We start from the raw sequence: 22,273 nt of genomic DNA, 5'->3' as shown, positions 1-22,273 counted from the left end.
GCATTCCCCGCTTAGCTAATCCAATCACTCCAGCTGTTGAATTGGCATTGTCATATATCTTTTATATTCCAAGTACAAACCAATCTTGATTGCATATCACAAAAATTCAGTATTGTTTATTGAACAGTAGTAATCTATACTAAAACCATACTACTGTTTAATAATCAGTATCGGAGGATAACCGCATGAAACGATCTGAATTTCTACGTGAATTAAAATTAAATTTAGAAACACGAGTGTCACCGGACGAATTAAAAGATATTTTGTCCGACTACGAAAGTTTTTTTATCTCCGGTGAAGAAGATGGAAGAACCGACGAGGAAATCTCAAAAGAGCTTGGTTCGCCTGCGTTTATAGCAAAATCATTATTAGAAGAACATAGCAACCAAGGAACTAAGCAACTGAATAAACGCATAACCAATCCTGGCCGTCGTATATGCGCTTACCTCATAGATGCGGTTATCGCTGTAATTCCCATGCTACTATTATCGATTTTTATAGGAGCTTATTCGCTTCCCTATTTTTTGATTGCTGCCTATCCTAGCCCCGCAAACGGAGTTTTGGCAACTCAAGCGCTTATGATCTATACAACAAGCGATTCCACTTCATCGGTAGCCATCAGTTCGAGAACAGAATCTGTGGACAACGAAAACGGGGTCCGAACGGTCGTAGAGGAACAACGAAAGAATGCCAAACACCCGATGCCTGCCAGATCTATTCTGGCAATTATGTGTCTTGTCTTTTATGTTTTCTATTCCTTGATTTGCACCCTACTATTCAAAGGGCAGACGATCGGCAAGAAACTGATGCACATCCAAATTCGATATTCGAGTACCGAACCGACTACGACTAAAGCTATTTTTTATCGGGAATTTTTAGGTAAAACGCTCCTCAACTCCATCCCAATTCTTCCCCTTATATCTATTTTTACAATCTTATTTACAAAAGAACATAAAGCACTTCACGATATGCTGGCCGATACCATTGTGTCAGATGTGTAAGAGGTGATTAATTTGGAAGCTCAAATGAAAAAAGGAATACTTGAAATGTGTATTCTCTTTAAGCTTAAAGACGAACCGCTGTATGGATATGAACTTATGAAATCCGTTAGACAGGTTTTCCCGGATGTTTATGAGGGGTCCATTTATACCATTCTTCGTAGGTTAAATACAACCGGCTATACCGACATTACGCAAAAGGAATCACCGAACGGTCCAGCACGAAAATACTATGGTATTACTCCTTCCGGCGAGGATTATTTGAATCAAATGTTAGAAGAGTGGAGAACCGTACTCCGAGGTGTTTCTTCACTCGGGATAAACTTTTAGTATAGATCGTTATATTGCTAACCAAAAAGCTCAGTAGAGTTGACTTGGTACAGAGTGCCCCCTCTTCCAACTAAACAGAGCTAGGGCCGGGGAGACACCTGTGATGGGTGACTTCCCGGCCCTTCTGTGTTGGCACAGAACATGAGAGCGCGCGCTCGATTTGGAGCCGCGCTGTAAGTATTTTCAGCGACTAAGTGTTGAATCCGTGTTGACTTCGGCCCATTCTGGACAGCCTGTACAGGCGCATGATCTTACAATGCTCTGTATTTAAGATTCGTCCCCCACTGCAATCGGGTTCTCGGCTCTTTTTCATCACCTACAGCTATCGGGTTGTCGGCGTAGGAAATCCAATCGCTCCAGCTCCCCGCATACAGCTTCACCTTATGGGACCAACATTTATTTCATATTGTTCCGTAGCCTAAGCAGCATGACTGCAGCTTCCGCTCTTGTCGTAATCCCATTTGGTACAAACTGATTGTTTCCGCGACCCTGCATTAGCCCTCTCACATATACTGCCTCCACATAGGTTCGTGCCCACTCCGGAATGCTAGTGCCGTCGGCATAGCTTGAATAACGCTCGGTTGTTGCCGTCCACTTCATTACCTTCGCAATCATTGCAGCCACCTCGCTCCGTGTAATAGTCTGCTGCGAGCGGAACGTGCCGTCCGAGTAACCATCGAGCATCCCCTCAGTTACACCTGCGGAGATTGATGTCGCTGCCCAATCTGGAATGCTTTCCTTATCACTGAACGGAAGAGTGCCCGGCTCTTTGCCAATTGGGATTTGAAGTGTGCGCAGCATCATAATCGCAAACTCCGTTCGAGTAACGGTTCTATCCGGTGCAAATGTATCTGTACTAACACCTTCAACAATCCCTAGGTCCGCTGCCTCACAGATCGCTGCCTTTGCCCAGTGCCCATCAATGTCTGTGAATGTACATACAGCCTCCTGTGGCTTAGTTCCTGTCTCGGTCTGACGAGTTAGGGAAATCGTATAACTCTTGCTTGTGCCATCCTCGGCCGTCACGATCACATCTAGCACGTTCTTTCCCACATTCAGCGGCAACGTACCGCTCGTGCTTCCGCTAGTAACTGCCTCTAGCGCTCCCTCATTCACCCTTACCTTAACGTTCGCTTTCACATCCGCCAACGTTGGGATTATGCTAACACCTTCTATGTGATTCGCCACGCTCGACGTGTAGCTATATACGTTTGAAGTAAACGCAGGGCTTAACGCTGCTCCCCCTGTTAGGCTTAATTCGTTAAGATTCGCATTCGCGCTGAGTGTAGGCGTAACGACCCCTCCTGAGCTAGGAGGCTGGGACTGACGTGTTACATCCACCGTGTATGTCTTCTTTGTAGTTCCATCCTGCGCAGTGACCACGACTTCAATGGTATTAACACCTACGATCAATGGCAGAGCGCTGCTCGCAGCCCCGTTGGCTACCACTTTTGGCGTGCCACTGCCATTCATCTGCACCGTCACCCTAGCCGTAGGGTCGAATACGGTCGGCGTTACTCTTATTTCATACACGCTATAGTCTACGCTCGACGTATAACCGAGTGTACCCGCACTGAATGGTATGTTCAGTACTGTCCCTGCTGACAGGCTCAAATCTTGTAAATCTGCATTTCTACTATTACCTAGAAGAACGTAGAGATTAGTTGAAGATTCACTAACAAGTACCACATCCAACACGCTATCGCCGTTAAAATTACCGCTAACAAAGTTGATTACGTTGCTCAAATCAATATTATTGGTAGTTGCTGTTTCAAAGGTTCCATCACCACGGCCAGTCAAGATCGAGAGAGTGGTAGAGGCATAATTGCCCACTAATAGATCTACTTCCCCATCGCCTGTGAAGTCCCCAATTAAGACAGCCCACGGTTCGTTCCCTCCAGTAGTTTGATTAACCGTGCTATTAAATGTACCGTCACCCTTCCCCAGTAGAATAGAAACAGTACCCGAGTAGTTACTCGTAATCAAATCTAAGTGTCCATCCTTGTTCAGATCACCGATAACTACTCTTCGAGGGTTTTGCCCAGTTGTATAATCTACTTTGGGTTCGAAGGTCCCGTCACCATTCCCTAAGAGAACGCTAACTGTACCATCATCAAAATTACAAACCACAAAATCTGCATTACCATCCGCATTAAAATCCCCAGTCGCAACTTGATAAGACCTGGCCCCGGTGACGACATATTTCTGAGGTTCAAATGTTCCATCACCCTTCCCCAGCATCACATACACAACTTGGCTTCCAGAAGGGGACACTACCAAATCCATTTTCCCATCCTTATTAAAATCCGCTGCAGCAAGAGAAAAAACGCTGGTGCCTATAGGAGTAACTTTTGCGTTTGCAAAGTTCCCGTTGCCATCTCCTAGTAGAACGGAAATCGTATTAGAATCCCTGTTAGCGGTTGCCAAATCGACGTTCCCATCCCCATTAAAGTCCGCCGTCGTTATGGCTTCAGCCTTACCTCCGGCATCGTATAGGGTCGAAGCTCCAAAGGTTCCATCTCCATTGCCAAGTCGAACTGAGATGTTGGAAGTGGAAGAATATAAGCTTGAAACAGCAAGATCTAGATGACCATCGTTGTTAAAATCGGCGCTAGTTACATCAGAAGTTCTTATGCCTGTCGAATAGCTAGTCTTACTCTGAAAGGGTGCTGCAAAAGATTGCAAAGGCGTCTGTACCGTAAATAGTAGAGCGATTGCCAACGCAACTTTTACAAATAGGGATTTTTGCCGTGTTAGAAATTTCATTTGTTTATCCTCTTCTCTCTTATTGTGAAGTTCATCAATTCGAAGTCTAACATAGCGCTATGAAAGAATTATGAAAGAAATTAACCACTTGAAAGAGGCTTTGCATCAGATAAACGACCATAAAAAATACAGAGCGACGGCATCAAACCCACCGCGCTCTGTATTAATAATCAATAAACTATTATACGTCTTTCGACTCTTATTCGTCCCCCACTGCAATCGGGTTCTCGCTGTACGAAATCCAGTCACTCCAACTGTCGTTGCCCGCAAGGACCTCACTCTAGGGAGCAGTCCCTCAAATGTAGTTATTCTTCTTTTTATTGTATTGGATGTAGCTGTATAGGAACATGATGCAGGCGACCGTGCAAATCCAGGCTGGCAAGAAGCGCAGCATAGCAAAAGGGGTTTCGAATAAAAACCCCAACCAGAATTTTGAACCTTCCATCTCCCATAAACCGTTGGTTAAATAGCTTGCTTTGATATCAAAAAGGGCTACGAAAATATTCCCTTTGAACATGATCATTGTATAAATATAAAAGAGACATGCGGTCATCAGGGAATACTTTATAAGGCGTTTATAATAAGCAACCTGCGATCCGGCATCTGAAAAAATCTCGTCGCGGCCATCCGCATTTTTTTGCCAATATTGTATGCTCCCCCAGCGGCTGCCCTTCAGATGAGTCCATCCGAAATCCGAATAAGTCATTTTATATTCTCCAAATTTCTCCGCACTCATATAATCCTGATAATCCAGACGGATTACCATTTTGCGGTTTGACTGCCGGAATGTATACGAGCCGAACGAGCTGATCTTTTCGCAAGCAAATCCTTCGGCCAATCGGTCGTTTAGCCACTTTTCCTCTTTTAGCAGATTGGCGAACAATCTAAGTTTTTTCATCGTACTCCCTCGTTTCATAGAGTGATAGTAAATGCTGCAAACGTTTATGTTCGATTTCCAGTATTTTTACTCCGTCATCTGTAATCCGGTACACTTTGCGGCGTCCCGTTTCACCTGCCACCGGTTCGATCCAGCCATGCTTGCTCAAATTTTCCACGGCTCCGTATAACGTTCCTGCCGCCAGAATTACGGTCCCTCTGCTCATGTGCTCAACCGTTTGCATTATGGCATACCCGTGAAGCGGCTCCTTCAACGCCAACAAAATATAGTGCATCGTCTCCGACAGCGGGAGCAGTTGGTGCTTCATTCGTTCGCCTTCTTTCTTTATACAGTTAAACTGAATAGTTGAACTTAATAAGATTATATACAGTCCAACTATACATTTCAACTGTATAATCACCATAATGAAGTTGCTTATATCACACGATTGTTGGTTCCATGTTGATTTCGGGCATAAAAAATACATCGCCCTAGGTATTTTCCTCAAGTGGCGATGTATCCAAAATTAACACACTATTAGTTTCTTTCCGTTCTTACTCTTCCCCCACCGCAACTGGATTCTCCTCATACGAAATCCAATCACTCCAGCTGCTGGATTTTGCTTCAAATGTTTTCCTCAGCGTTTATTTGGAGTTTAAGACCCAGACCACTCCTCAAATCCTTCATAGGCACATATGCTTGATTCCGGAAAGAGATGATTGTAACTGGATTTATTTTCATTACTTTATTATTTCTGCTTACAGTCAGTTTCCCATCCTCATTGGTCACAGTCGCACCAATGGCTTCGGCAAAATCGTTCAAACCTACATACCAAATGCCTTTATCCGAAAAGAATGCACCCTGAGCCGGAAGTGTGATCCGTGTATCGTTATCAAGCATGAACGCTGGGCTAATCTCAGGAGAAAGCAAGTCCGCATAATTACCTGTATAAGAAGTAGTCTCATCCACTCTCGATTCGTTATAGCTGCTAGTGAAAATTCCAGTAGATAGATTTAAATATCCATCTCTTGCATATCCAAAACAATATACTCTAACCAGATCATCACCGTATGCCCACCTATAGTCATGATATTTGCTCTTTATATTAAAAGCTGGAAGCTCATAGAGTAACTTGCCCTTCTTGGCATCGATCACAAGCGTGACGTAAGATGTACGCTTCTTAGTTTTCGCGTCGAGTTTATACTCCGTAATGATTAAGTATTTATCATTAGGTGAGAAGTACGCCACTGCGTCCGTTCCCACCCGCGTAAGCGGAGTATAGCTGCTTTTGCCGCTCGTCTTGCTACCAATAAACCAGTGCTTACTCTTGGTATCATAATAGTTAGCATAGGTGATGGTGCCAACTTTCTTCTCCCACATTACCTTCGCATTCTTAGGAAGATCCTCTAGCTTTGTTACGCTTCCACTTGAAGACATCTCGAATAAGGAATAACCTACATAGGCTTGACCTCTATCTCCAATCATTTTTTCGTACTTTCCAACGAGCAACGTCTTGGGTGCCAAAAGACGGGTAAAACGGTTAGCGGTATCGTTCAGTGACACCTCTTGAGACTCCATTCTTACGAATCCCACTTTGCCTAGGAGCTTATTGCTAAACAATGAGTAAATCTCAACATTATTTTTGTTGTCAGAGTTATAACTGTCCGGATTTATCGCATAGGCTTTGAATTTAGGATAAATATCTATTCTTCCGTTATATCTGCTTTTTCCGGTTAGTTCCTTAATCACCTTCATCTTTTTCGTCACTCTATCAAACTCATACAGACGTGAGATATAGAGTTCCGTTTTTGATTTAATCGTATAATTGTCATTCCAGTAAACCTTACTGCTTCCTTCCAAGCTGTACATATTCCCCGAGCTTTGATAAGAATCAAAATCCAACTTACCTATGCTTAGCTTCTTAATGGCTAGATTCTCAAAAGAATATGTATCTTTATGGGAAGCGTAGCCATCCGCATAGTCTGTAGTCGTGATCGTCACCGTTGGGACTGCATCACCGCTCGTTCTATCCACAACATATTCGAAATTTACATCCGTTCTAATCTTCTGTTGCTCTTCGGCGTAAGAAAGCTGCCCTCCGATTAGCAGTAATACCACTATTAACAAAAGTGACGTGCGAAATTTTGTACTTAATTTCAAAATTTATCCTCTCCTGTCGATTCTGCTGATGTTTTTTTCATTATTGTACAACATCTGATGTCTAACTCATACAAAACTACCACACGGAGACAGAATATTTCCGTTTCTACCAACAGCTATCATTTTCAGTACACGGTTCTCACCTTATGCTATTATCTGCAACATGTGTAGAATTGCGCTGGAGTGTCAAAGTGGGCTGCTGTTCCGGCCCTTTGTTTGTCTGTACAGTGTATTTTGGAGCATATGAGCGCAAGCTCGATTCCCCTTCGAACTGTAAGTATTTTCAGAAACCGCGTGTTGACTCCTAGTTGACTTCGGGGTCCAGTAGTCCTATATCATCCACGCGTCTTCAGCGCCGGTGTGCTCATCATCATTAGCATAGGCGAAAGCTGCTCTCTATTTTGCCGCATACGCCGCTTCCCTTCTGGATGCATGACTCTGAGCAGCAAGCGAAGATAATACCCGTACCACAGCCGCTGCCATTTCACCTTAATCAGATGATGTTCAAAGCCGGTACCATAGGTGATTCCCCGATGGAGCAACGTAATTCCCATTAATGCCTGAATTTGATTCAGCTCCGGACTATCGTTCAGTTCCAGACGAATTTGTTTGATCGCTGCCCGAAACATACGCGCAATGCTCAGCCCCGCCCGATCTGCCCCTAATTCTCGCGTAAGCTCCATCACTTTTCGATTGTCCAGATGAAGCTCTCCAACCCAATCTCCGCTTCTAATTTGATGTCCGTCATAACAGGTTAACGTCCTCCCATGGTGGCGCTTCACAACTAATTTACAAATGCCGTATTGTTTAATCGATGCGCTGCGAAAGGTTGTAATCCAGTCAAATATACCCTCCCACTTCATCCATAGGGACTGCACCGCTCTTTTCGATAATGTTGCTTCCATCGCGCTCTCCTACTTTCTTCTGTATCTTGCTTTCTTAATGATGGTTTGCGCGATGTAATATCGGGTAGTGCCATACTGTAATATGACAAACAATACCTTCTAGTGTCCGAAATACCGTCTTATGCTAGACGAATGAGCAACATTGATAAAAAGGCCAAAGAAATTCTACTCTTCCTGAGGAAAAATACAGAGCAGCGAATGGTCATCCCACGCGCTCTGTATTCAATATCGATATACTGTTACCACTCAATAAATGATACCCGACCTCTGACAATCTAACGGCGGAGCAACTGAATCTTTTGACAGAGGTTCAGAAGGATATATAATGGTTTACGTGATATAGTGGAGGGGTTTGCATAATTACCTTTATCAAACATATGAGGCGGGGCTTGAATGGGATTACATTGTACATATTGTGGTAATAAAAATGATGAAGATGCTGTGTTTTGCTCCGAGTGTGGGAAAGCTAGGACTCCTAACGATGAAAAAAAGGAATTTAATAAAACTCCTCTTATTTCTAGTAAAAAAACAATCGTTATTGTCAGCATACTTGTAGGATTGCTTTTTGGGGGAGCAATAGGGTTTAGCCTTGCTCCTGAAAGTGCCGGAAGAGGAGAAAAACCTTCTGTAATGAATCTAATTAAGGGAAGCTACTATGATCCTGTTAATCACGTGCTAAGAAAATCGGGTGATCCTGACAGTCATATCTCTACAGCATTGCGTAAAGGGAGAGAATATTTATTCTTGTTTAGCTTACTTGGAGCCTGTACTGGTGGCCTAGTAGGATATGGCCTGCAACGACGTAAAACCTAATTGATAACATGAAAATTCCGTCAACCTTAGCAGGTCGGCGGGCTTTTTTTAGTTTTATGGGAAAATAACTAGTGCTAATTATTAATTGCATCTAACAAAAATTCAGTATTGTTTATTGAACAGTAGTAATCTATACTAAAACCATTCTACTGTTTAATAATCAGTATCGGAGGATAACCGCATGAAACGATCTGAATTTCTACGTGAATTAAAATTAAACTTAGAAACACGAGTATCACCGGACGAATTAAAAGATATTTTGTCCGACTACGAAAGTTTTTTTATCTCCGGTGAAGAAGATGGAAGAACCGACGAGGAAATCTCAAAAGAGCTTGGTTCACCTGCGTTTATAGCAAAATCATTATTAGAAGAACATAGCAACCAAGGAACTAAGCAACTGAATAAACGCATAACCAATCCTGGCCGTCGTATATGCGCTTACCTCATAGATGCGGTTATCGCTGTAATTCCCATGCTACTATTATCGATTTTTATAGGAGCTTATTCGCTTCCCTATTTTTTGATTGCTGCCTATCCTAGCCCCGCAAACGGAGTTTTGGCAACTCAAGCGCTTATGATCTATACAACAAGCGATTCCACTTCATCGGTAGCCATCAGTTCGAGAACAGAATCTGTGGACAACGAAAACGGGGTCCGAACGGTCGTAGAGGAACAACGAAAGAATGCCAAACACCCGATGCCTGCCAGATCTATTCTGGCAATTATGTGTCTTGTCTTTTATGTTTTCTATTCCTTGATTTGCACCCTACTATTCAAAGGGCAGACGATCGGCAAGAAACTGATGCACATCCAAATTCGATATTCGAGTACCGAACCGACTACGACTAAAGCTATTTTTTATCGGGAATTTTTAGGTAAAACGCTCCTCAACTCCATCCCAATTCTTCCCCTTATATCTATTTTTACAATCTTATTTACAAAAGAACATAAAGCACTTCACGATATGCTTGCCGACACCATTGTGTCAGATGTGTAAGAGGTGATTAATTTGGAAGCCCAAATGAAAAAAGGAATACTTGAAATGTGTATTCTCTTTAAGCTTAAAGACGAACCGCTGTATGGATATGAACTTATGAAATCCGTTAGACAGGTTTTCCCGGATGTTTATGAGGGGTCCATTTATACCATTCTTCGTAGGTTAAATACAACCGGCTATACCAACATTACGCAAAAGGAATCACCGAACGGTCCAGCACGAAAATACTATGGTATTACTCCTTCCGGCGAGGATTATTTGAATCAAATGTTAGAAGAGTGGAGAACCGTACTCCGAGGTGTTTCTTCACTCGGGATAAACTTTTAGTATAGATCATTATATTGCTAACCAAAAAGCTCAGTAGAAGGTTTCTTCAACAACAAAATGCCAGTCCCTGCATTTCAGTTGATTTCATGTTGATGCCATTTTTCTTATCCTTAACGTGTTGACTTGGTACAGAGTGCCTCGTCAGATCTCTTCCAACTAAACAGAGCTAGGGCCGGGGAGACACCTGTGATGGGTGACTTCCCGGCCCTTTTGTGTTGGCACAGAACATGAGAGCGTTCGCTCGATTTGGAGGAAGAATTATGAAAGAAATTAACCACTTGAAAGAGGCTTTGCATCAGATAAATTTGATATCAAAAAGGGCTACGAAAATATTCCCTTTGAACATGATCATTGTATAAATATAAAAGAGACATGCTGTCATCAGGGAATACTTTATAAGGCGTTTATAATAAGCAACCTGCGATCCGGCATCTGAAAAAATCTCGTCGCGGCCATCCGCGTTTTTTTGCCAATATTGTATGCTCCCCCAGCGGCTGCCCTTCAGATGAGTCCATCCGAAATCCGAATAAGTCATTTTATATTCTCCAAATTTCTCCGCACTCATATAATCCTGATAATCCAGACGGATTACCATTTTGCGGTTTGACTGCTGGAATGTATACGAGCCGAACGAGCTGATCTTTTCGCAAGCAAATCCTTCGACGAACAACTGACTTCAGCTGTGGTCGCCTTGTAGCATCCACTCGAATATTATCTGGGTTTCTTCCTTCGAGCCAAGACGCTAGACGACTCCAAGGCCATCTACCGTTACCTATACAGACATTTCTGTTGACTTCTAATTAATTCCATCATTTACGTCTATAACCTCTTAACTTAGAAGAGCCACCCGTTAGATCTCATGTAGGAAAACAAAACAAAGAGACGGTATTCTTGTATAAGCGACTGTACCTACTGTCCCTAACCTTATTATGTGTACATGGGCATAAGATGACTCGCTCAGTCCCTCCTAACTTTATATACTTACACGGCATAACTGTTGACTCCGTGTTGGCTTCAAACATAAAAAAATACGGAGCGAAGGCGTTGTATTCGCCATGCTCTGTATTCAGAATTTACATACTGCTATTCACCTTTCTGCTCTTATTTCTTCCGCCACAGGATTTTTACTCATAGGCTGAGTCGATATTTTCATATCGACATCCTCAAAATAACGTAAGCTGATTCGGATCGATATCTCCGTTACCCGCCTCCTGAATTGAAACTTCAACCGATTTACCTTGATATTTGACCGCCACTTCGTATCCACCATTTAACCGATGAATGGTCGTTGAAGTATTTGGCTTCTCAATTGGTGAAGGAACGAGCGGAATCGTTAAACATCCATCTTTTAATTGAGGTTGAAGAGACAGACGAAGCTCCTGTTCGTGATCCGTATAATTCATCCGCAAAACTGAAGTCTTCTCCACCTCAAACAATCCATGAGCCTGCACATCGAGAAGAGGAAGATTACTCGTTTCCAGTAACACAATCCCTTGTTCGAATCCCCCGCGTATCGAACGCTTCTGGGCAGCCTCCTCTTCGAGCTCTTTAAATGACCGCTTGTAAATTTGGAGTAACGCCTTCATCACTTCGTACAAGTCTGCTAACTCCTCAAAGGCTTTCGTTGGATCTGTTTCGCCGTTCAATTCCAATGCTTCTTCAATCGCTTTTGCTTTTAAATAAGCTATACGTTGGACAACAGATAATTGTACGACCGTTGCTCTCTCGCCATGAGATTGAATTAACTCAGGGATCTTATCGCGGACCAGCTTGCCAAAAGTCTGGGTATCATTGAGTGAATCGTCATCCATAACATCGGGACAAAGCACACGAACACCCTTTTTCTGCAAGATGTAATAAGCATGGCTCAAAATGCTCCCTTCTAGCTCCACAGGAATTGAATGTGCTATAGCAACAGACGAGATCTCCTCCAATAGCTTCTCGTTGCGAAGAAATTGAGGTGTAAGCTTAATCTGAATCATGAAATTGGGTTTCCCAAATTGTTTTTCAAGCTTCCTCTTCAACTCATTCAAGTCTGCGTCATTGGTAACAAGCTCCCGCTTCATTCCGTAACGTTGCGATGAATCCAGAGTAAATGCACCGATGGTATGGTCCGTATAAAACCAAGGCAAAACATCAGGATGTCCAGAATTAGGATGTACCCCAACAAAGAACATCAGCTGTATCGGTTTATTCAACTGCTTGGCCAATGCTCGTGTATGCTGGAAGATAAGCCCGAGTTGATGCTCTTTCAGTGACTCTGCCCAATCCCAATTATCACCACTTGGCTTCTTAACCCAATTTCCGACAGTATCCACATCAAGATAATCTACCTTACAACGAATATGTTTGCGAAGAGTCAGGCCTTTCCTGCCTTCTGTCAAGTGGTACGTATCATGTGGATAATATAGCAATCCATCCGGCAATCCCCAACTGCCATCTACAATTACTTGTGGTGATCCTGGTCTACTAAAAGCAAAGGCACAAGATCTAGAAACAATAAACCGATGAGCAATGAAACAGAAATCAGGAAAATCCAAACCGCTCTTCAAAAAGTATTGCACCTTGTCCAACAAAAATTTAATAGCTACGTCAGCACTCATCGCTGTCTCGGTCCGAGGAAACAGAAAACCTTCTTTTTTTTTGCCCTTACTTACATCTGTCCGTATAACAATGGGGTACGTTAACAAGTAATTGATATCTTGAAGCAGCTTTTCTGAAACAGAGCCTCCGGCAAGCTCTCTCAAAACTTCCACTTCTTCCAAGACAAATACTTCACCGTAAGGAATGCCTGCATCACGAAAATCACGAATGCACTTTATTTTATCCCACTTATCCGATACATGATAATCAGATTTAAACACACTAAAACGAATATCAGTCAACTTTTCGTCCGTTTCAAATGTTCTCCATTCAGATCCGGGAGCACTATTGGGTTTGGTGACTTCCACATCTACTTGCACCAACCATAGACGGTTCATATGGTCATGAACCCATTCGAGATGAACACGCTGATCCTGATCCTTTGTATAGAAATAGTTAGCGACCTGCCTAAGGGCATAATTGAGCCTCGAATCGAGTAATCCGACTGAGTGCTTGATGTTACTTGTCAATACACCTCTACTAGGAACCGTTGCTGAGTCACCGCCCTCTATCTCATAAAGCCAGTTATTACGATTCCTCTGCACTCTCCGTTCATTAGAAAGATGACCAAATCGGTGTCGCCCCAAATAGCCTTGAATAATATAGGCTATAGCTGGGCCCTCCTGATGTGGGGAACCTTCTGCAAAATCATGATATAACTGATTAAGCTCACCAATTACTGTCTCGCAATTCGCATCACAAACACGGCTAGTATAGGTCCCACGGTCCTCTAGCGACTCATTTACTGCGCTCGAACGTATAATAACTTGTGAGAACGAACCTGCAAGCTTATCTACCCAACCCGATAAAAAAGGCGCTAGCCAGCTTAATCGACCCATCATATCATGGGTCGATTCAAGCTTCCAGCGCATGAAAACAGAAGTCGTAATTACAGCGTAAGCGGGTGTCCATCCAGAGGGTAAGCAAGCTAGCCCGATTGATTTTTGGCCGACGAGATCAGCATCGTATTCAAATGTTCCCGTTTGATCAAACCACTCTTTTCCCATTACCACATATTCGTCCATCAAAACCTCCAGTTGCTTGACATTATTTTATTTACTATTTCTTCTTATCTAATGTCCCAAATAAGGTGTTGGCTACATCCGTCATCTTAGCAATTGCGCTGTCGGAAAAATATCCACTTAGAAATCCCAGTCCCACTATTGTTGAGGGATTGCTTAATGCAGTCTTATCGAAAATATTGATAAACCCTGAAGAAATTAATAAAATAATAGCAAAAGAAAGTGCCCCAGATAGAGGTGGTGTTAAGACCCGCCATAAAAAGCGATCCTGATACCAGGTGTAGCTTGCGACGCTGTGATAAAGCCATTTAATAGAAAACAATGTACCGCCCAGCATACCCCCAAGCCAAGCCAAAGCATTATTTCGAAACCCAATAATGAATGGTTCGTTTAATCCGAAGAACTGAGCTATCCATCCATTCCAAACTAGTAGCATAAGTATTGGAATGCATATTAGCAAACAAACTAGATAAATCGCCTCTTTGCAAATTTGTTTGATAGCATTCCGGTCCGTATATTTGGTCTGCCAATTTTCAGCGATTGTAGGTTCACAATTAATCTGAGCTATTGATGGTTGCTGTTGAACATGACTGCTATATTGAGCCACTGAAGTAGAATCAGTCGATTGTTCTGAAGGTTGCTTCATCGAATGCTCTGTCAACCACACCGCCTCCGTACCGAATTAATTCTTCCGGTGACACCTGTTGAAGTGCCGGCGTAATACGCTCGATCGTCTTTGCAATAACAGATTCATTGGCATTTTCACGCCAATTATAACGATCAGCAATGCCCAATGAACCTGCAATTGCTCGGCGGAATAGTTGACTTGGAATTCCGATGCCGTCGTAGAGCATAGGAGTGAAGCCATCTTGATGGATGTAAAGATAGGATTGGCTACGCATATAAGGTGTTCGCACAGCTTCAATGCCCGATACATTATCCCATACAAATTTTGTATCACACCATTGTGAAGCTGCTTCAATTAGTGAATCTAACACGGGCACGACATGTATATGCGCATGATCGACGCCACATCCAACGGGCAACTTGGATTCAACAGGTCCGTGCTCGAACACGGCTATCGGTCCATAGATGGAGCGGACCAAAGAACTAGTCGTGTCAAGTAGTTGCTTTAACTCAATAGTTTCCGCTTTATCTAGCGATCCCATACAAATATGATGTTCTTTGGTGACAATTAAAAGCCAGCCCTCAACCAAGGGACCTAGGCTTGGAACAACAAAGAAGTGCTTGGTTTCTAATAAAGGACGGTCCCAAAATGTATCGGCCTTACCGAAATGTACAGGGTCAGCAACCTTGCAAAACCGGCAATTGTGATCATTCGTCATCGTCTCATCCCCCTTATTGCTTATTCATAATCATTTTCCTCTAGTTTGGAGAGAAAGGCAAGAGGAATCAGACTATGTTGCTCTGGAATCTCAGTAGTAACTCTATGCAAGGCAGTCCTCTTTGGTTTTATCTTTCTTCAAATTATGTATTCAGTAGTCTCGACGTGTTTCCACTTGACTTTCAAAACTGATATTTATTCACACATCTAGATGGCGACGCTAATTACCCACATATAGTTAAAAGCCAAACATTCTCACTCTGATTGAAATAGTTCACCTCAACTGATTTTTAACCTCCTCTTGTTGTGGTTGACTTCATGTTGACTCAAATCGCACCAACTTAAGATGTTGACTTCAATGTAATGAAGTTTAGTCGTTGAATTGATTTCAAACCGCCAATGATCCAATATAATTTAAAAGGGCCAGCACCTTCCAACGAAAGGTTCTGACCTTCTTTATTTATAAGCAAAGAAAGGAATATTGGCATCCGGCATTACCGTACCGCAAACCTTTCAGTAACCGAATGCTGACTCCTTATTGATTCGGGGCCATTTGAATACTTTACCGAGGCAAATGCTCGCATCTCAAAATTCGAAATTGATACACCACTATTCACTTATCGTTTCTCTTCCCCCCACCGCAACCGGATTCTCACTGTAAGAAATCCAATCACTCCAACTACCAGCGTAAAGCTTCACACGGGTAAATCCCGCTTCCTGAAGCGCGAGGACGTTAGGCGTGGCCGTTACGCCTGAGCCACAGTAGACAATGATTTCATCGTCTTGGGACAAGTCGGCAAAACGCGCTTGCTGCTCGTCGCCGTTCTTCCATGTTCCGTCCGCACGACGACCCTCACCCCAGAAGAAGTTGATTGCGCCTGGGATGTGCCCGGCAACCGGATCAATAGGCTCAACCTCACCCCGATAGCGAGGAGCTTCACGCGAATCGATTAAGGTGACGCCCACGGTGCCTAGCTTAGACTTCACTTCCTGCATATCTGCTAGCATCTCCGGACGTGGCTGAGGTACGAATGTTTTTGGGAAAATAACTGTCTTGTCAGCTGACACAGGTAATCCGGCTTTCTGCCATCCCGCCAGTCCTTCCTCCATCACATACACAGAGGAATGCCCCAAGTAGCTCAGAATCCACCACAATCTCGAAGCCATAGCCCCGCCTTGATCATCATAAGCAACAATCCTTTGCTCGTTGCTAATTCCCGACCGACCAAGTCTCTTAACTAGCTCTTCAATACTAGGCAGAGGATGACGACCACCATGCTCACCAATTGGAGCAGATAAGTCCTGCTCCAAATCTATATAGACAGCGCCCGGAATATGCGATTCCTCATAGGCTTTGCGTCCGGCATCCGGTTGACCTAGCTGGAACCGGCAATCCACAATAAGTATATCTGGCTCATATAGGCGAGCTAACAGCCATTTGACGGGTACAATATGTTTCATGATTAGTAAACCACCCTTAACTAGTTTAATTAATCTATTATCTTCACACCGCTATACTCAAGCTGCTGCTTTGGAATCTCGACGCAATGGTCTCGTTGCAATGAGTGCCCAAATCATAGTTCCAAGCATAGCCACCGCGAATACGGCGAACAGCCACCGCGTCGCTTCGGTACCATTTTCATCCAGAAACCATCCTGTTAATTTCGGCATTAACGCCCCACCAACTCCACCGAAAGCCATCATGAGACTCGTTGTTCTCTCCGTCATTCCAGGTGCAGCACGGTTAACAAACACGAGAGCAATAGCGAACATTCCTGACATCGCAAGTCCTGCTAAGAAAACCAATATATAGGTTGCCCATACGCTATCCATTCCGCCCATTATAATGAACAGAATAGCTGTCACTATACACGTGACCAACAAATAAGCCGCTCCGCCCCAACGATCTGCAGTATGTCCCGCGAAGAGACGACCAACGACCATCGCACCCCAGAATATGCTTAAGGACAGCGCAGCTGTGGAATCGGATAGACCGTTGTTATTAACGAGCATCGATGGCAAATAATGAGTCAAGCTCATTTCAAGCCCGACATAGACAGCGAAGAACAAGGAACAAGCGATAAGCACAACACGAACCCTCGAACGACTGATGCCCGTATTCGATGTACGAACGGCCTTATCTGCTGCTAGTCCCCCCGGTTGATCCAATATTTTCGGCCAGTATATTAACCATAGCAGCATCGCAATGACGGCCGTAGCTCCGACCACGAGAAAAGCACCGGACCAATATCCATTAGAAATGAGCCAAGCACCTGCAAAAGGCATCAGCAGAGCTCCGCCCCCGAAAAATACTTCAACACGGCTCATCGCCACATTGGCATTACCTACCGCAGCTCCAATAATAAACGAGCCCACGACTGCTTCCGTCGTCCCAAAGCCAAAACCAGCTAAAGGACCCATAGCAAGCATAACTCCCCAATCTGGCTTGAAGAAGTAAACCACTTGCGCAATAACCATAAGTCCGAGTGCTGAGAGCAGCAGTGTCTTCTTTCCGATTATTTTAATTAACCAAGGGGCAAGCACAATACCGACCATCCCGCCAAGAAACTGGTTCATGACAAGCTGTCCACCATCTCCATACTGAACGCCATATGCGTCAACCATCGGTTCCATAATCGTACCGACAACCAATTGTCCGAGCCCTACTGCTAAATATGCCATACAACCTAAGAAAACTAGCCGTGCCATTATCTCTATCTCCTCTGCAATTCCCATTCATCTAGCTTTATTATCATACCACGATAGATTGCCCCGTGTTGGGTCTTTCCTTATGGGATTTAGTGAATTATAACGTATACGCGTAAAATGTCATTGGGCTGTCTTAAAACAACCTATATAATAGGTTTATACTGAACAAAGGAGCTGCTGTATGGTAACGACGCCCCACTTTAAGTTAGACTCCATGACCGAAGAAGATAGCCGGCTTATCTGTGATTGGCGTTATCCGGAGCCGTATAATCTTTATCGCTGGCCTCCTTGGGAGACTATGCTGAAGCAAAACCTAGAGTTCGGTGATGACGAAATCCGGCGTAAGCAGTATTTGGCCGTCCGGGATGAGCATCATTCGTTAATCGGATATATTCAATTGTTTCCTATGGATCGCACCTTACGCATTGGGATGGGATTACGACCAGATTGCTGCGATCAAGGCTGGGGACCTGCCTTAGCGAGGCTGGCTGTGGAAGAAGCTTGCCGTAGGGAGCCTGAAGCAGAAATCGACCTCGAAGTGGAGCAATGGAACAAACGTGCCATCCGTGTATACGAGAAAATAGGGTTTATTATCACAGACGGATATGACCGCCGAGCTTCTCATGGTTACGTGAGTGTGTTCTGCATGGTGTGGCAAAAGGCATAACAAGGCAGTCCCTTTCATACAACTATAGGGAACAACAAGAGTGAGTGTGCTCCTGTCAGGCAGTTTCACCAAAAAGGGCTTCTAGGCCCAATAAGGAGGCTGTTTCTGAAAATGAAGGCACTAAATGTCATTAGTCTGATTCTCATTATTCTCGGTGGATTAAACTGGCTTTCTGTCGGCTTGTTCGAGTACGACGTTGTCAGTGAAATCTTCGGAGGAACGGATGAAGTTGGCTCGCGGATTGTCTATACGGTAATTGGTATAGCAGCTCTCTATGCGATCGCACTTTTTCCCAAAGTATCCAGAGACGCTTAACAGACCGTTTCTAAGCTGCGGGACTATTCTTGGCGATTCACTCGCTTAAGAATAGTCCCGTTTGCTTCTTTCTATTTCGCATTTCATTATAATTGGTCATAAGCCTTGGCAGAATGGATATCCAATGCCGTTAAACCTCCAGAGTTCCAGGTGGTTAGTCTTAGCGTGACGCGTCTAAAATCGATCCCGATAAAGGGATGATGATTCATGTCCTCTGCGATTACAGCCACTTGGTTCACGAATGCAATAGCTTCCGGGAAAGTTCCGAACAGTCGCTTACGCACGAGCCACTTTCCCTCTTCAACCTTCCAACTCCCCAGCTCAAGCAACGCTAATTCGAGCTCCGTTTCATTTAACAATGGATGCTTGACCATCGTATCTATGCCCCTCCCGCAAACTAATAAAATAACACTACACCGAAGGTAATCCCTCCGGCATAGTGTATCCGTATAACGCGTAGATTTGTTATTTATTTGCAGACATTACCCGAACCGCAATTACAGCTGCTTGTTCACGAGATAACGTAGCCTTAGGAGAGAACTTACCTACATAAGGAGTCATCCAGCCTTGTTCAATAACAGCTTGCACTGCTGCCACTGCGCTTGCACTGATTTGCTCAGCATCAACAAGCTTAGTTGTTGTCGTCGCTTTAAGCTTAAGTGCACGCGTTAGTAGAATTGCAGCTTGCTCTCTTGTTAACGTCGCGTCTGGTGCGAAGCTATCCTTGGAAACTCCGCTAACAAGACCAGCTGCAACGGCAGCTCCTACATCCTTTGCATACCACGCTTCGCTTGAAACATCCTTGAAAGGTACGTTGCTAGTACGCTTCAAGCCAAGACCGCGAGCAAGTGCGGCAACAAATTCCGCACGAGTAACGGCTTGCTGCGGTTGGAACAATTCTTTGCCATCATTTATGCCAAGTAGGAGCGGTGCCCCTCTAGAAATATTAACAGCATCCACAGCCCATGCAGCAATCTTGCTTTGATCCTTATAGCTGCCTACAATCGGCAGGGAAGTAACCGAGCGCACAACACTTGGTGCTTTGTCTTTCTCGTATCCTATCACCTGCAATGAATATAAGCCCTCTGGCAAGGCCTTCAGTGTCGCCTGACCTTTATCATTAGTAGTTACTGTAATGCCGCCAATACTTACTGTAGCGCCGACTACGGGTTGTGCAGGATCAAATTTATTGTCCGTCCAGTTCCATGCACGATTAGTGACTGTTACTGTGAACGCCTTGCCTGGCTTAGGCTGAGCAGGTGTGATCACAACAGGATCAACTAATTTAGTTGCGTCCCCGTAGTATACAACAACCTCGTCTCCATCCTCTAACAGGAATGTGCCTACTCCCTCACCCGGAATGACCCACGAGCCGTCTCGTACTACAGCGAACAACCAGCCATCGTAGCCGCCGTATTTTTTGGCAGTAATGCCACCAATGGATTCAATATATTTACCGTATTTGGAATCTACAACCTCGTACTTAACACCGTTAGCCTTTAGAAGCTGTTCTATCGCTTCCAATGCTGTTCCGCCTTGAGCATACCCGGAAGCTAATACCCCAGCATCCCCTTCAATACGTACGAGTGCTTTTTTGAAATAGGAAGCGACTTGAATATTGGATGTCCATGATAAGTAAGTAGGTACAGCGTCACTGCGATAGCCGTCTACAGTCAAGCTGTAGGATCCAGCCTTCGGTGCCTTCAGCTCTGCTTTGCCATCCTTATCCGTTGTAACTGTTTGTCCGCCTACTTTAACCTGAGCACCCTCAGCGGCACTGACGATCAACTTGCCAGAGTCCCAATCAAAGGTTTCCTTCTCCACCTTCACGATGGCAGGTTGTCCCTCACGGAGAGCTGCTGGCTCGAGCTTCACGGAGTGGATAAGCGCCGTTTCCATGCTGCCATAGTAAACAGAAAGCTCATCACCTGCTTGAAGAGCGAAGGAGCTCATGCCTTCCCCAATTGTCACCCATGCGCCATCGCGTTTGACCGCGTACAGCCAGCCGTCATATACGCCAAATTTATCATTTTCCAAGTCCGCTACCGAAATTAGAAGAGGTCCGTACTTCGGATCACGTTCTACAGCATAAGTAACATTGGAGCCATTAAGCACATTGACTAATGCTTCTAGTGCCGTCTTACCTGTTACAGAACCCGTTGCAAGGATACCTGATATACCGTTAACGGTAACATTTGTTTTCGTTGCTGAATTGACTCCCGAATACAGGCTTGGAAGTCCATCCATCCAACGCTCAACTGCTGTTAATCCAAGCAACGCGTTGAACGTCGCCATAGCATCGGCTTTACCTGCTGCTACGTGCGAGAACTGACCATCCTTCAAGCGATATTCTAACAGTCTTGCAAGAGTTGATTTGCCGTTCTTCACGAACCTCGAATCATCTACAGGATTAATCCCAAGAGAAGTAAGGGCAATAAGCACCTGCGCAGAGCTTTCACTGGATTCCGTTGGATTGCCGAAACCACCTGTATCCCGCTGAGCATTCGATAACCAAACAATAGCTTCATCTATAGTACCAGTAACATCTTTATTATCCTTATAAGGAGCAAGAGCAGTCAGTACCATTCCTGTAATATCAACATCGCTCTTACCTGTGCCAAGAGACCAGCCGCCATCGGTGTTACGATGATCGACCAACCATTTAATTAGATTATCTCTTGACCAAGTGTCTTTCGCTCCTGGCTGATAGCCTGCTGCATCTAGCGCGAGAAGAGCAAAAGCTGGCGCATTAATGCCCTGTGCTGTCAGCTTCTCGAAGTTAGCGATCTTGCTAAGTAAGTTAACCTTACCCGCTCCTACCTTGCTAGCATCGCCTCCATTAGCATTAATAGCCAATGCAACGCGTGCGTAGTCCGTTACTAACCGAAGCTTGCCACTATCTACGCTTTTATTTGCCTCAGGTAAATAACGGCTGGATACATCCTTTCCTGAACGAGCAAGACCGAAAGCATCCCAGTCACCAATCGGATTTGATTTGCTCAGAAGGGTCTGTAAGGAAGTAACCGCTTGACCCACTTGCTCTCTAGTAGGAGCAGAAGCTACTACAGCTGTCTCTTTCGTTGTTGTTTCAGCTGCTGCATCCGCAGCCTGTGCTTGATTCGCCCATGTACCTAATGATAATTGCAGCAACAATACCAATGCCAAGCCGCTACGCAGCCATGCCTTCCAGCTTGCTCTTGAACCTGATTTCGCTTCCCCGTACATCATTCCACACTCCTCTTCGAATGTCTCCGCCTTGCAGCGAAGGTTAACCTACTCTTACCTGAATACGCGCAACAAAAAAACATCTCCCCCACTGGAAAGATGTCTGCGTGATGGCTCCAGAGCTCACGCGCGCACTTGCGCGATGGCCATTCGCCCGATAACGGGAAAGAATGA

At 44.3% G+C, this 22,273-nt stretch carries 20 protein-coding genes; 7 read left to right on the top strand and 13 right to left on the bottom strand.

Annotated elements, in window-relative coordinates; translation table 11 throughout:
* Nucleotides 1–185 precede the first annotated feature (185 nt).
* Both KCTCHS21_RS01055 and KCTCHS21_RS01050 read left to right on the top strand, forming a co-directional pair.
* On the top strand, nt 186–1,001 hold the full coding sequence (locus tag KCTCHS21_RS01055; protein WP_130604725.1) for an RDD family protein: 816 nt from the start codon (nt 186–188) through the stop codon (nt 999–1,001).
* Nucleotides 1,002–1,025: 24 nt separating this feature from the next.
* Nucleotides 1,026–1,328, top strand: coding sequence for a PadR family transcriptional regulator (locus KCTCHS21_RS01050; RefSeq protein ID WP_130604731.1), 303 nt, complete (start codon nt 1,026–1,028; stop codon nt 1,326–1,328).
* Nucleotides 1,329–1,724: 396 nt separating this feature from the next.
* Here the strand turns inward: KCTCHS21_RS01050 and KCTCHS21_RS01045 are convergent, their stop codons facing one another.
* From KCTCHS21_RS01045 to KCTCHS21_RS01025, 5 genes are all read right to left on the bottom strand, one after another.
* Complete coding sequence (locus KCTCHS21_RS01045; protein ID WP_130604730.1) at nt 1,725–4,094, bottom strand: FG-GAP-like repeat-containing protein; 2,370 nt, start codon at nt 4,092–4,094, stop codon at nt 1,725–1,727.
* A gap of 295 nt (nt 4,095–4,389) precedes the next feature.
* Nucleotides 4,390–4,992: a DUF2812 domain-containing protein gene (locus tag KCTCHS21_RS01040; RefSeq protein ID WP_130604729.1), complete on the bottom strand. Its 603-nt coding sequence runs from the start codon at nt 4,990–4,992 to the stop codon at nt 4,390–4,392.
* The gene (locus KCTCHS21_RS01035) at nt 4,979–5,299 is read right to left on the bottom strand and encodes a PadR family transcriptional regulator (protein ID WP_130604728.1); all 321 of its coding nucleotides are present in this window, start codon (nt 5,297–5,299) and stop codon (nt 4,979–4,981) included. The genes KCTCHS21_RS01040 and KCTCHS21_RS01035 overlap by 14 nt, the downstream gene beginning before the upstream one ends.
* A 296-nt stretch (nt 5,300–5,595) precedes the next feature.
* Nucleotides 5,596–7,131, bottom strand: coding sequence for a hypothetical protein (locus KCTCHS21_RS01030; protein WP_130604727.1), 1,536 nt, complete (start codon nt 7,129–7,131; stop codon nt 5,596–5,598).
* Between the two features lie 335 nt (nt 7,132–7,466).
* Nucleotides 7,467–8,036, bottom strand: coding sequence for a YkoP family protein (locus KCTCHS21_RS01025; protein WP_232058019.1), 570 nt, complete (start codon nt 8,034–8,036; stop codon nt 7,467–7,469).
* A 393-nt stretch (nt 8,037–8,429) separates the two neighbouring features.
* Between KCTCHS21_RS01025 and KCTCHS21_RS01020 the strand changes: the two genes are divergently transcribed.
* The 3 genes from KCTCHS21_RS01020 (at nt 8,430) to KCTCHS21_RS01010 (ending at nt 10,173) form a co-directional block, all read left to right on the top strand.
* A complete protein-coding gene (locus KCTCHS21_RS01020) occupies nt 8,430–8,849 on the top strand; it encodes a zinc-ribbon domain-containing protein (protein WP_130604726.1) in 420 nt (139 codons plus the stop codon).
* A gap of 181 nt (nt 8,850–9,030) precedes the next feature.
* Nucleotides 9,031–9,846: an RDD family protein gene (locus KCTCHS21_RS01015; protein ID WP_130604725.1), complete on the top strand. Its 816-nt coding sequence runs from the start codon at nt 9,031–9,033 to the stop codon at nt 9,844–9,846.
* Between the two features lie 24 nt (nt 9,847–9,870).
* Nucleotides 9,871–10,173 carry a PadR family transcriptional regulator gene (locus KCTCHS21_RS01010; protein WP_130604724.1) on the top strand — a complete coding sequence of 101 codons (303 nt, stop codon included), beginning with the start codon at nt 9,871–9,873 and terminating at the stop codon, nt 10,171–10,173.
* A gap of 295 nt (nt 10,174–10,468) precedes the next feature.
* On the opposite strand, the gene KCTCHS21_RS01005 is transcribed toward KCTCHS21_RS01010, so the two are convergent.
* The 6 genes from KCTCHS21_RS01005 to KCTCHS21_RS00980 all read right to left on the bottom strand — a co-directional run bounded on the left by KCTCHS21_RS01005 (nt 10,469) and on the right by KCTCHS21_RS00980 (nt 17,892).
* On the bottom strand, nt 10,469–10,843 hold the full coding sequence (locus KCTCHS21_RS01005; RefSeq protein ID WP_130604723.1) for a DUF2812 domain-containing protein: 375 nt from the start codon (nt 10,841–10,843) through the stop codon (nt 10,469–10,471).
* Nucleotides 10,844–11,336: 493 nt separating this feature from the next.
* Nucleotides 11,337–13,841 carry a nucleoside triphosphate pyrophosphohydrolase gene (locus KCTCHS21_RS01000; RefSeq protein WP_130604722.1) on the bottom strand — a complete coding sequence of 835 codons (2,505 nt, stop codon included), beginning with the start codon at nt 13,839–13,841 and terminating at the stop codon, nt 11,337–11,339.
* 34 nt (nt 13,842–13,875) lie between these two features.
* A complete protein-coding gene (locus KCTCHS21_RS00995) occupies nt 13,876–14,484 on the bottom strand; it encodes a hypothetical protein (RefSeq protein WP_130604721.1) in 609 nt (202 codons plus the stop codon).
* Complete coding sequence (locus KCTCHS21_RS00990; protein WP_130604720.1) at nt 14,456–15,184, bottom strand: HIT family protein; 729 nt, start codon at nt 15,182–15,184, stop codon at nt 14,456–14,458. The genes KCTCHS21_RS00995 and KCTCHS21_RS00990 overlap by 29 nt, the downstream gene beginning before the upstream one ends.
* Nucleotides 15,185–15,792: 608 nt before the next feature.
* Nucleotides 15,793–16,644 carry a sulfurtransferase gene (locus tag KCTCHS21_RS00985; protein WP_130604719.1) on the bottom strand — a complete coding sequence of 284 codons (852 nt, stop codon included), beginning with the start codon at nt 16,642–16,644 and terminating at the stop codon, nt 15,793–15,795.
* A 57-nt stretch (nt 16,645–16,701) separates the two neighbouring features.
* Nucleotides 16,702–17,892, bottom strand: coding sequence for an MFS transporter (locus tag KCTCHS21_RS00980; protein ID WP_232058018.1), 1,191 nt, complete (start codon nt 17,890–17,892; stop codon nt 16,702–16,704).
* A 181-nt stretch (nt 17,893–18,073) separates the two neighbouring features.
* On the opposite strand from KCTCHS21_RS00980, the gene KCTCHS21_RS00975 reads away from it, so the two are divergent.
* Together KCTCHS21_RS00975 and KCTCHS21_RS00970 are read left to right on the top strand one after the other, a co-directional pair.
* A complete protein-coding gene (locus tag KCTCHS21_RS00975; RefSeq protein ID WP_130604718.1) occupies nt 18,074–18,559 on the top strand; it encodes a GNAT family N-acetyltransferase in 486 nt (161 codons plus the stop codon).
* A gap of 111 nt (nt 18,560–18,670) precedes the next feature.
* Complete coding sequence (locus KCTCHS21_RS00970) at nt 18,671–18,874, top strand: DUF378 domain-containing protein (RefSeq protein ID WP_130604717.1); 204 nt, start codon at nt 18,671–18,673, stop codon at nt 18,872–18,874.
* A gap of 86 nt (nt 18,875–18,960) precedes the next feature.
* Here KCTCHS21_RS00970 and KCTCHS21_RS00965 read toward each other — a convergent pair whose 3' ends face one another.
* Nucleotides 18,961–19,248 (bottom strand): 4a-hydroxytetrahydrobiopterin dehydratase, encoded by a 288-nt coding sequence (locus KCTCHS21_RS00965; protein WP_130604716.1) that lies wholly within the window; start codon nt 19,246–19,248, stop codon nt 18,961–18,963.
* A 91-nt stretch (nt 19,249–19,339) separates the two neighbouring features.
* Nucleotides 19,340–22,102 (bottom strand): S-layer homology domain-containing protein, encoded by a 2,763-nt coding sequence (locus tag KCTCHS21_RS00960; protein WP_130604715.1) that lies wholly within the window; start codon nt 22,100–22,102, stop codon nt 19,340–19,342.
* Between the last annotated feature and the right edge of the window lie 171 nt (nt 22,103–22,273).

The sequence above is a fragment of the Cohnella abietis genome (assembly GCF_004295585.1).
Taxonomy (GTDB): domain Bacteria; phylum Bacillota; class Bacilli; order Paenibacillales; family Paenibacillaceae; genus Cohnella; species Cohnella abietis.
This window is presented reverse-complemented; position numbering and strand designations above follow the sequence as displayed.

Excerpts from the sequence above, each read along its gene's own strand:
- KCTCHS21_RS00975 (WP_130604718.1), top strand. The coding sequence starts at position 18,074 with ATGGTAACGACGCCCCACTTTAAGTTAGACTCCATGACCGAAGAAGAT.
- KCTCHS21_RS00985 (WP_130604719.1), bottom strand. The coding sequence starts at position 16,644 with ATGAAACATATTGTACCCGTCAAATGGCTGTTAGCTCGCCTATATGAG.
- KCTCHS21_RS00995 (WP_130604721.1), bottom strand. The coding sequence starts at position 14,484 with ATGAAGCAACCTTCAGAACAATCGACTGATTCTACTTCAGTGGCTCAA.
- KCTCHS21_RS01040 (WP_130604729.1), bottom strand. The coding sequence starts at position 4,992 with ATGAAAAAACTTAGATTGTTCGCCAATCTGCTAAAAGAGGAAAAGTGG.
- KCTCHS21_RS01045 (WP_130604730.1), bottom strand. The coding sequence starts at position 4,094 with ATGAAATTTCTAACACGGCAAAAATCCCTATTTGTAAAAGTTGCGTTG.
- KCTCHS21_RS01035 (WP_130604728.1), bottom strand. The coding sequence starts at position 5,299 with ATGAAGCACCAACTGCTCCCGCTGTCGGAGACGATGCACTATATTTTG.
- KCTCHS21_RS00960 (WP_130604715.1), bottom strand. The coding sequence starts at position 22,102 with ATGATGTACGGGGAAGCGAAATCAGGTTCAAGAGCAAGCTGGAAGGCA.
- KCTCHS21_RS00990 (WP_130604720.1), bottom strand. The coding sequence starts at position 15,184 with ATGACGAATGATCACAATTGCCGGTTTTGCAAGGTTGCTGACCCTGTA.
- KCTCHS21_RS00970 (WP_130604717.1), top strand. The coding sequence starts at position 18,671 with ATGAAGGCACTAAATGTCATTAGTCTGATTCTCATTATTCTCGGTGGA.
- KCTCHS21_RS00980 (WP_232058018.1), bottom strand. The coding sequence starts at position 17,892 with ATGGCACGGCTAGTTTTCTTAGGTTGTATGGCATATTTAGCAGTAGGG.
- KCTCHS21_RS01010 (WP_130604724.1), top strand. The coding sequence starts at position 9,871 with ATGAAAAAAGGAATACTTGAAATGTGTATTCTCTTTAAGCTTAAAGAC.
- KCTCHS21_RS01020 (WP_130604726.1), top strand. The coding sequence starts at position 8,430 with ATGGGATTACATTGTACATATTGTGGTAATAAAAATGATGAAGATGCT.
- KCTCHS21_RS01000 (WP_130604722.1), bottom strand. The coding sequence starts at position 13,841 with ATGGACGAATATGTGGTAATGGGAAAAGAGTGGTTTGATCAAACGGGA.
- KCTCHS21_RS01015 (WP_130604725.1), top strand. The coding sequence starts at position 9,031 with ATGAAACGATCTGAATTTCTACGTGAATTAAAATTAAACTTAGAAACA.
- KCTCHS21_RS00965 (WP_130604716.1), bottom strand. The coding sequence starts at position 19,248 with ATGGTCAAGCATCCATTGTTAAATGAAACGGAGCTCGAATTAGCGTTG.
- KCTCHS21_RS01025 (WP_232058019.1), bottom strand. The coding sequence starts at position 8,036 with ATGGAAGCAACATTATCGAAAAGAGCGGTGCAGTCCCTATGGATGAAG.
- KCTCHS21_RS01050 (WP_130604731.1), top strand. The coding sequence starts at position 1,026 with ATGAAAAAAGGAATACTTGAAATGTGTATTCTCTTTAAGCTTAAAGAC.
- KCTCHS21_RS01055 (WP_130604725.1), top strand. The coding sequence starts at position 186 with ATGAAACGATCTGAATTTCTACGTGAATTAAAATTAAATTTAGAAACA.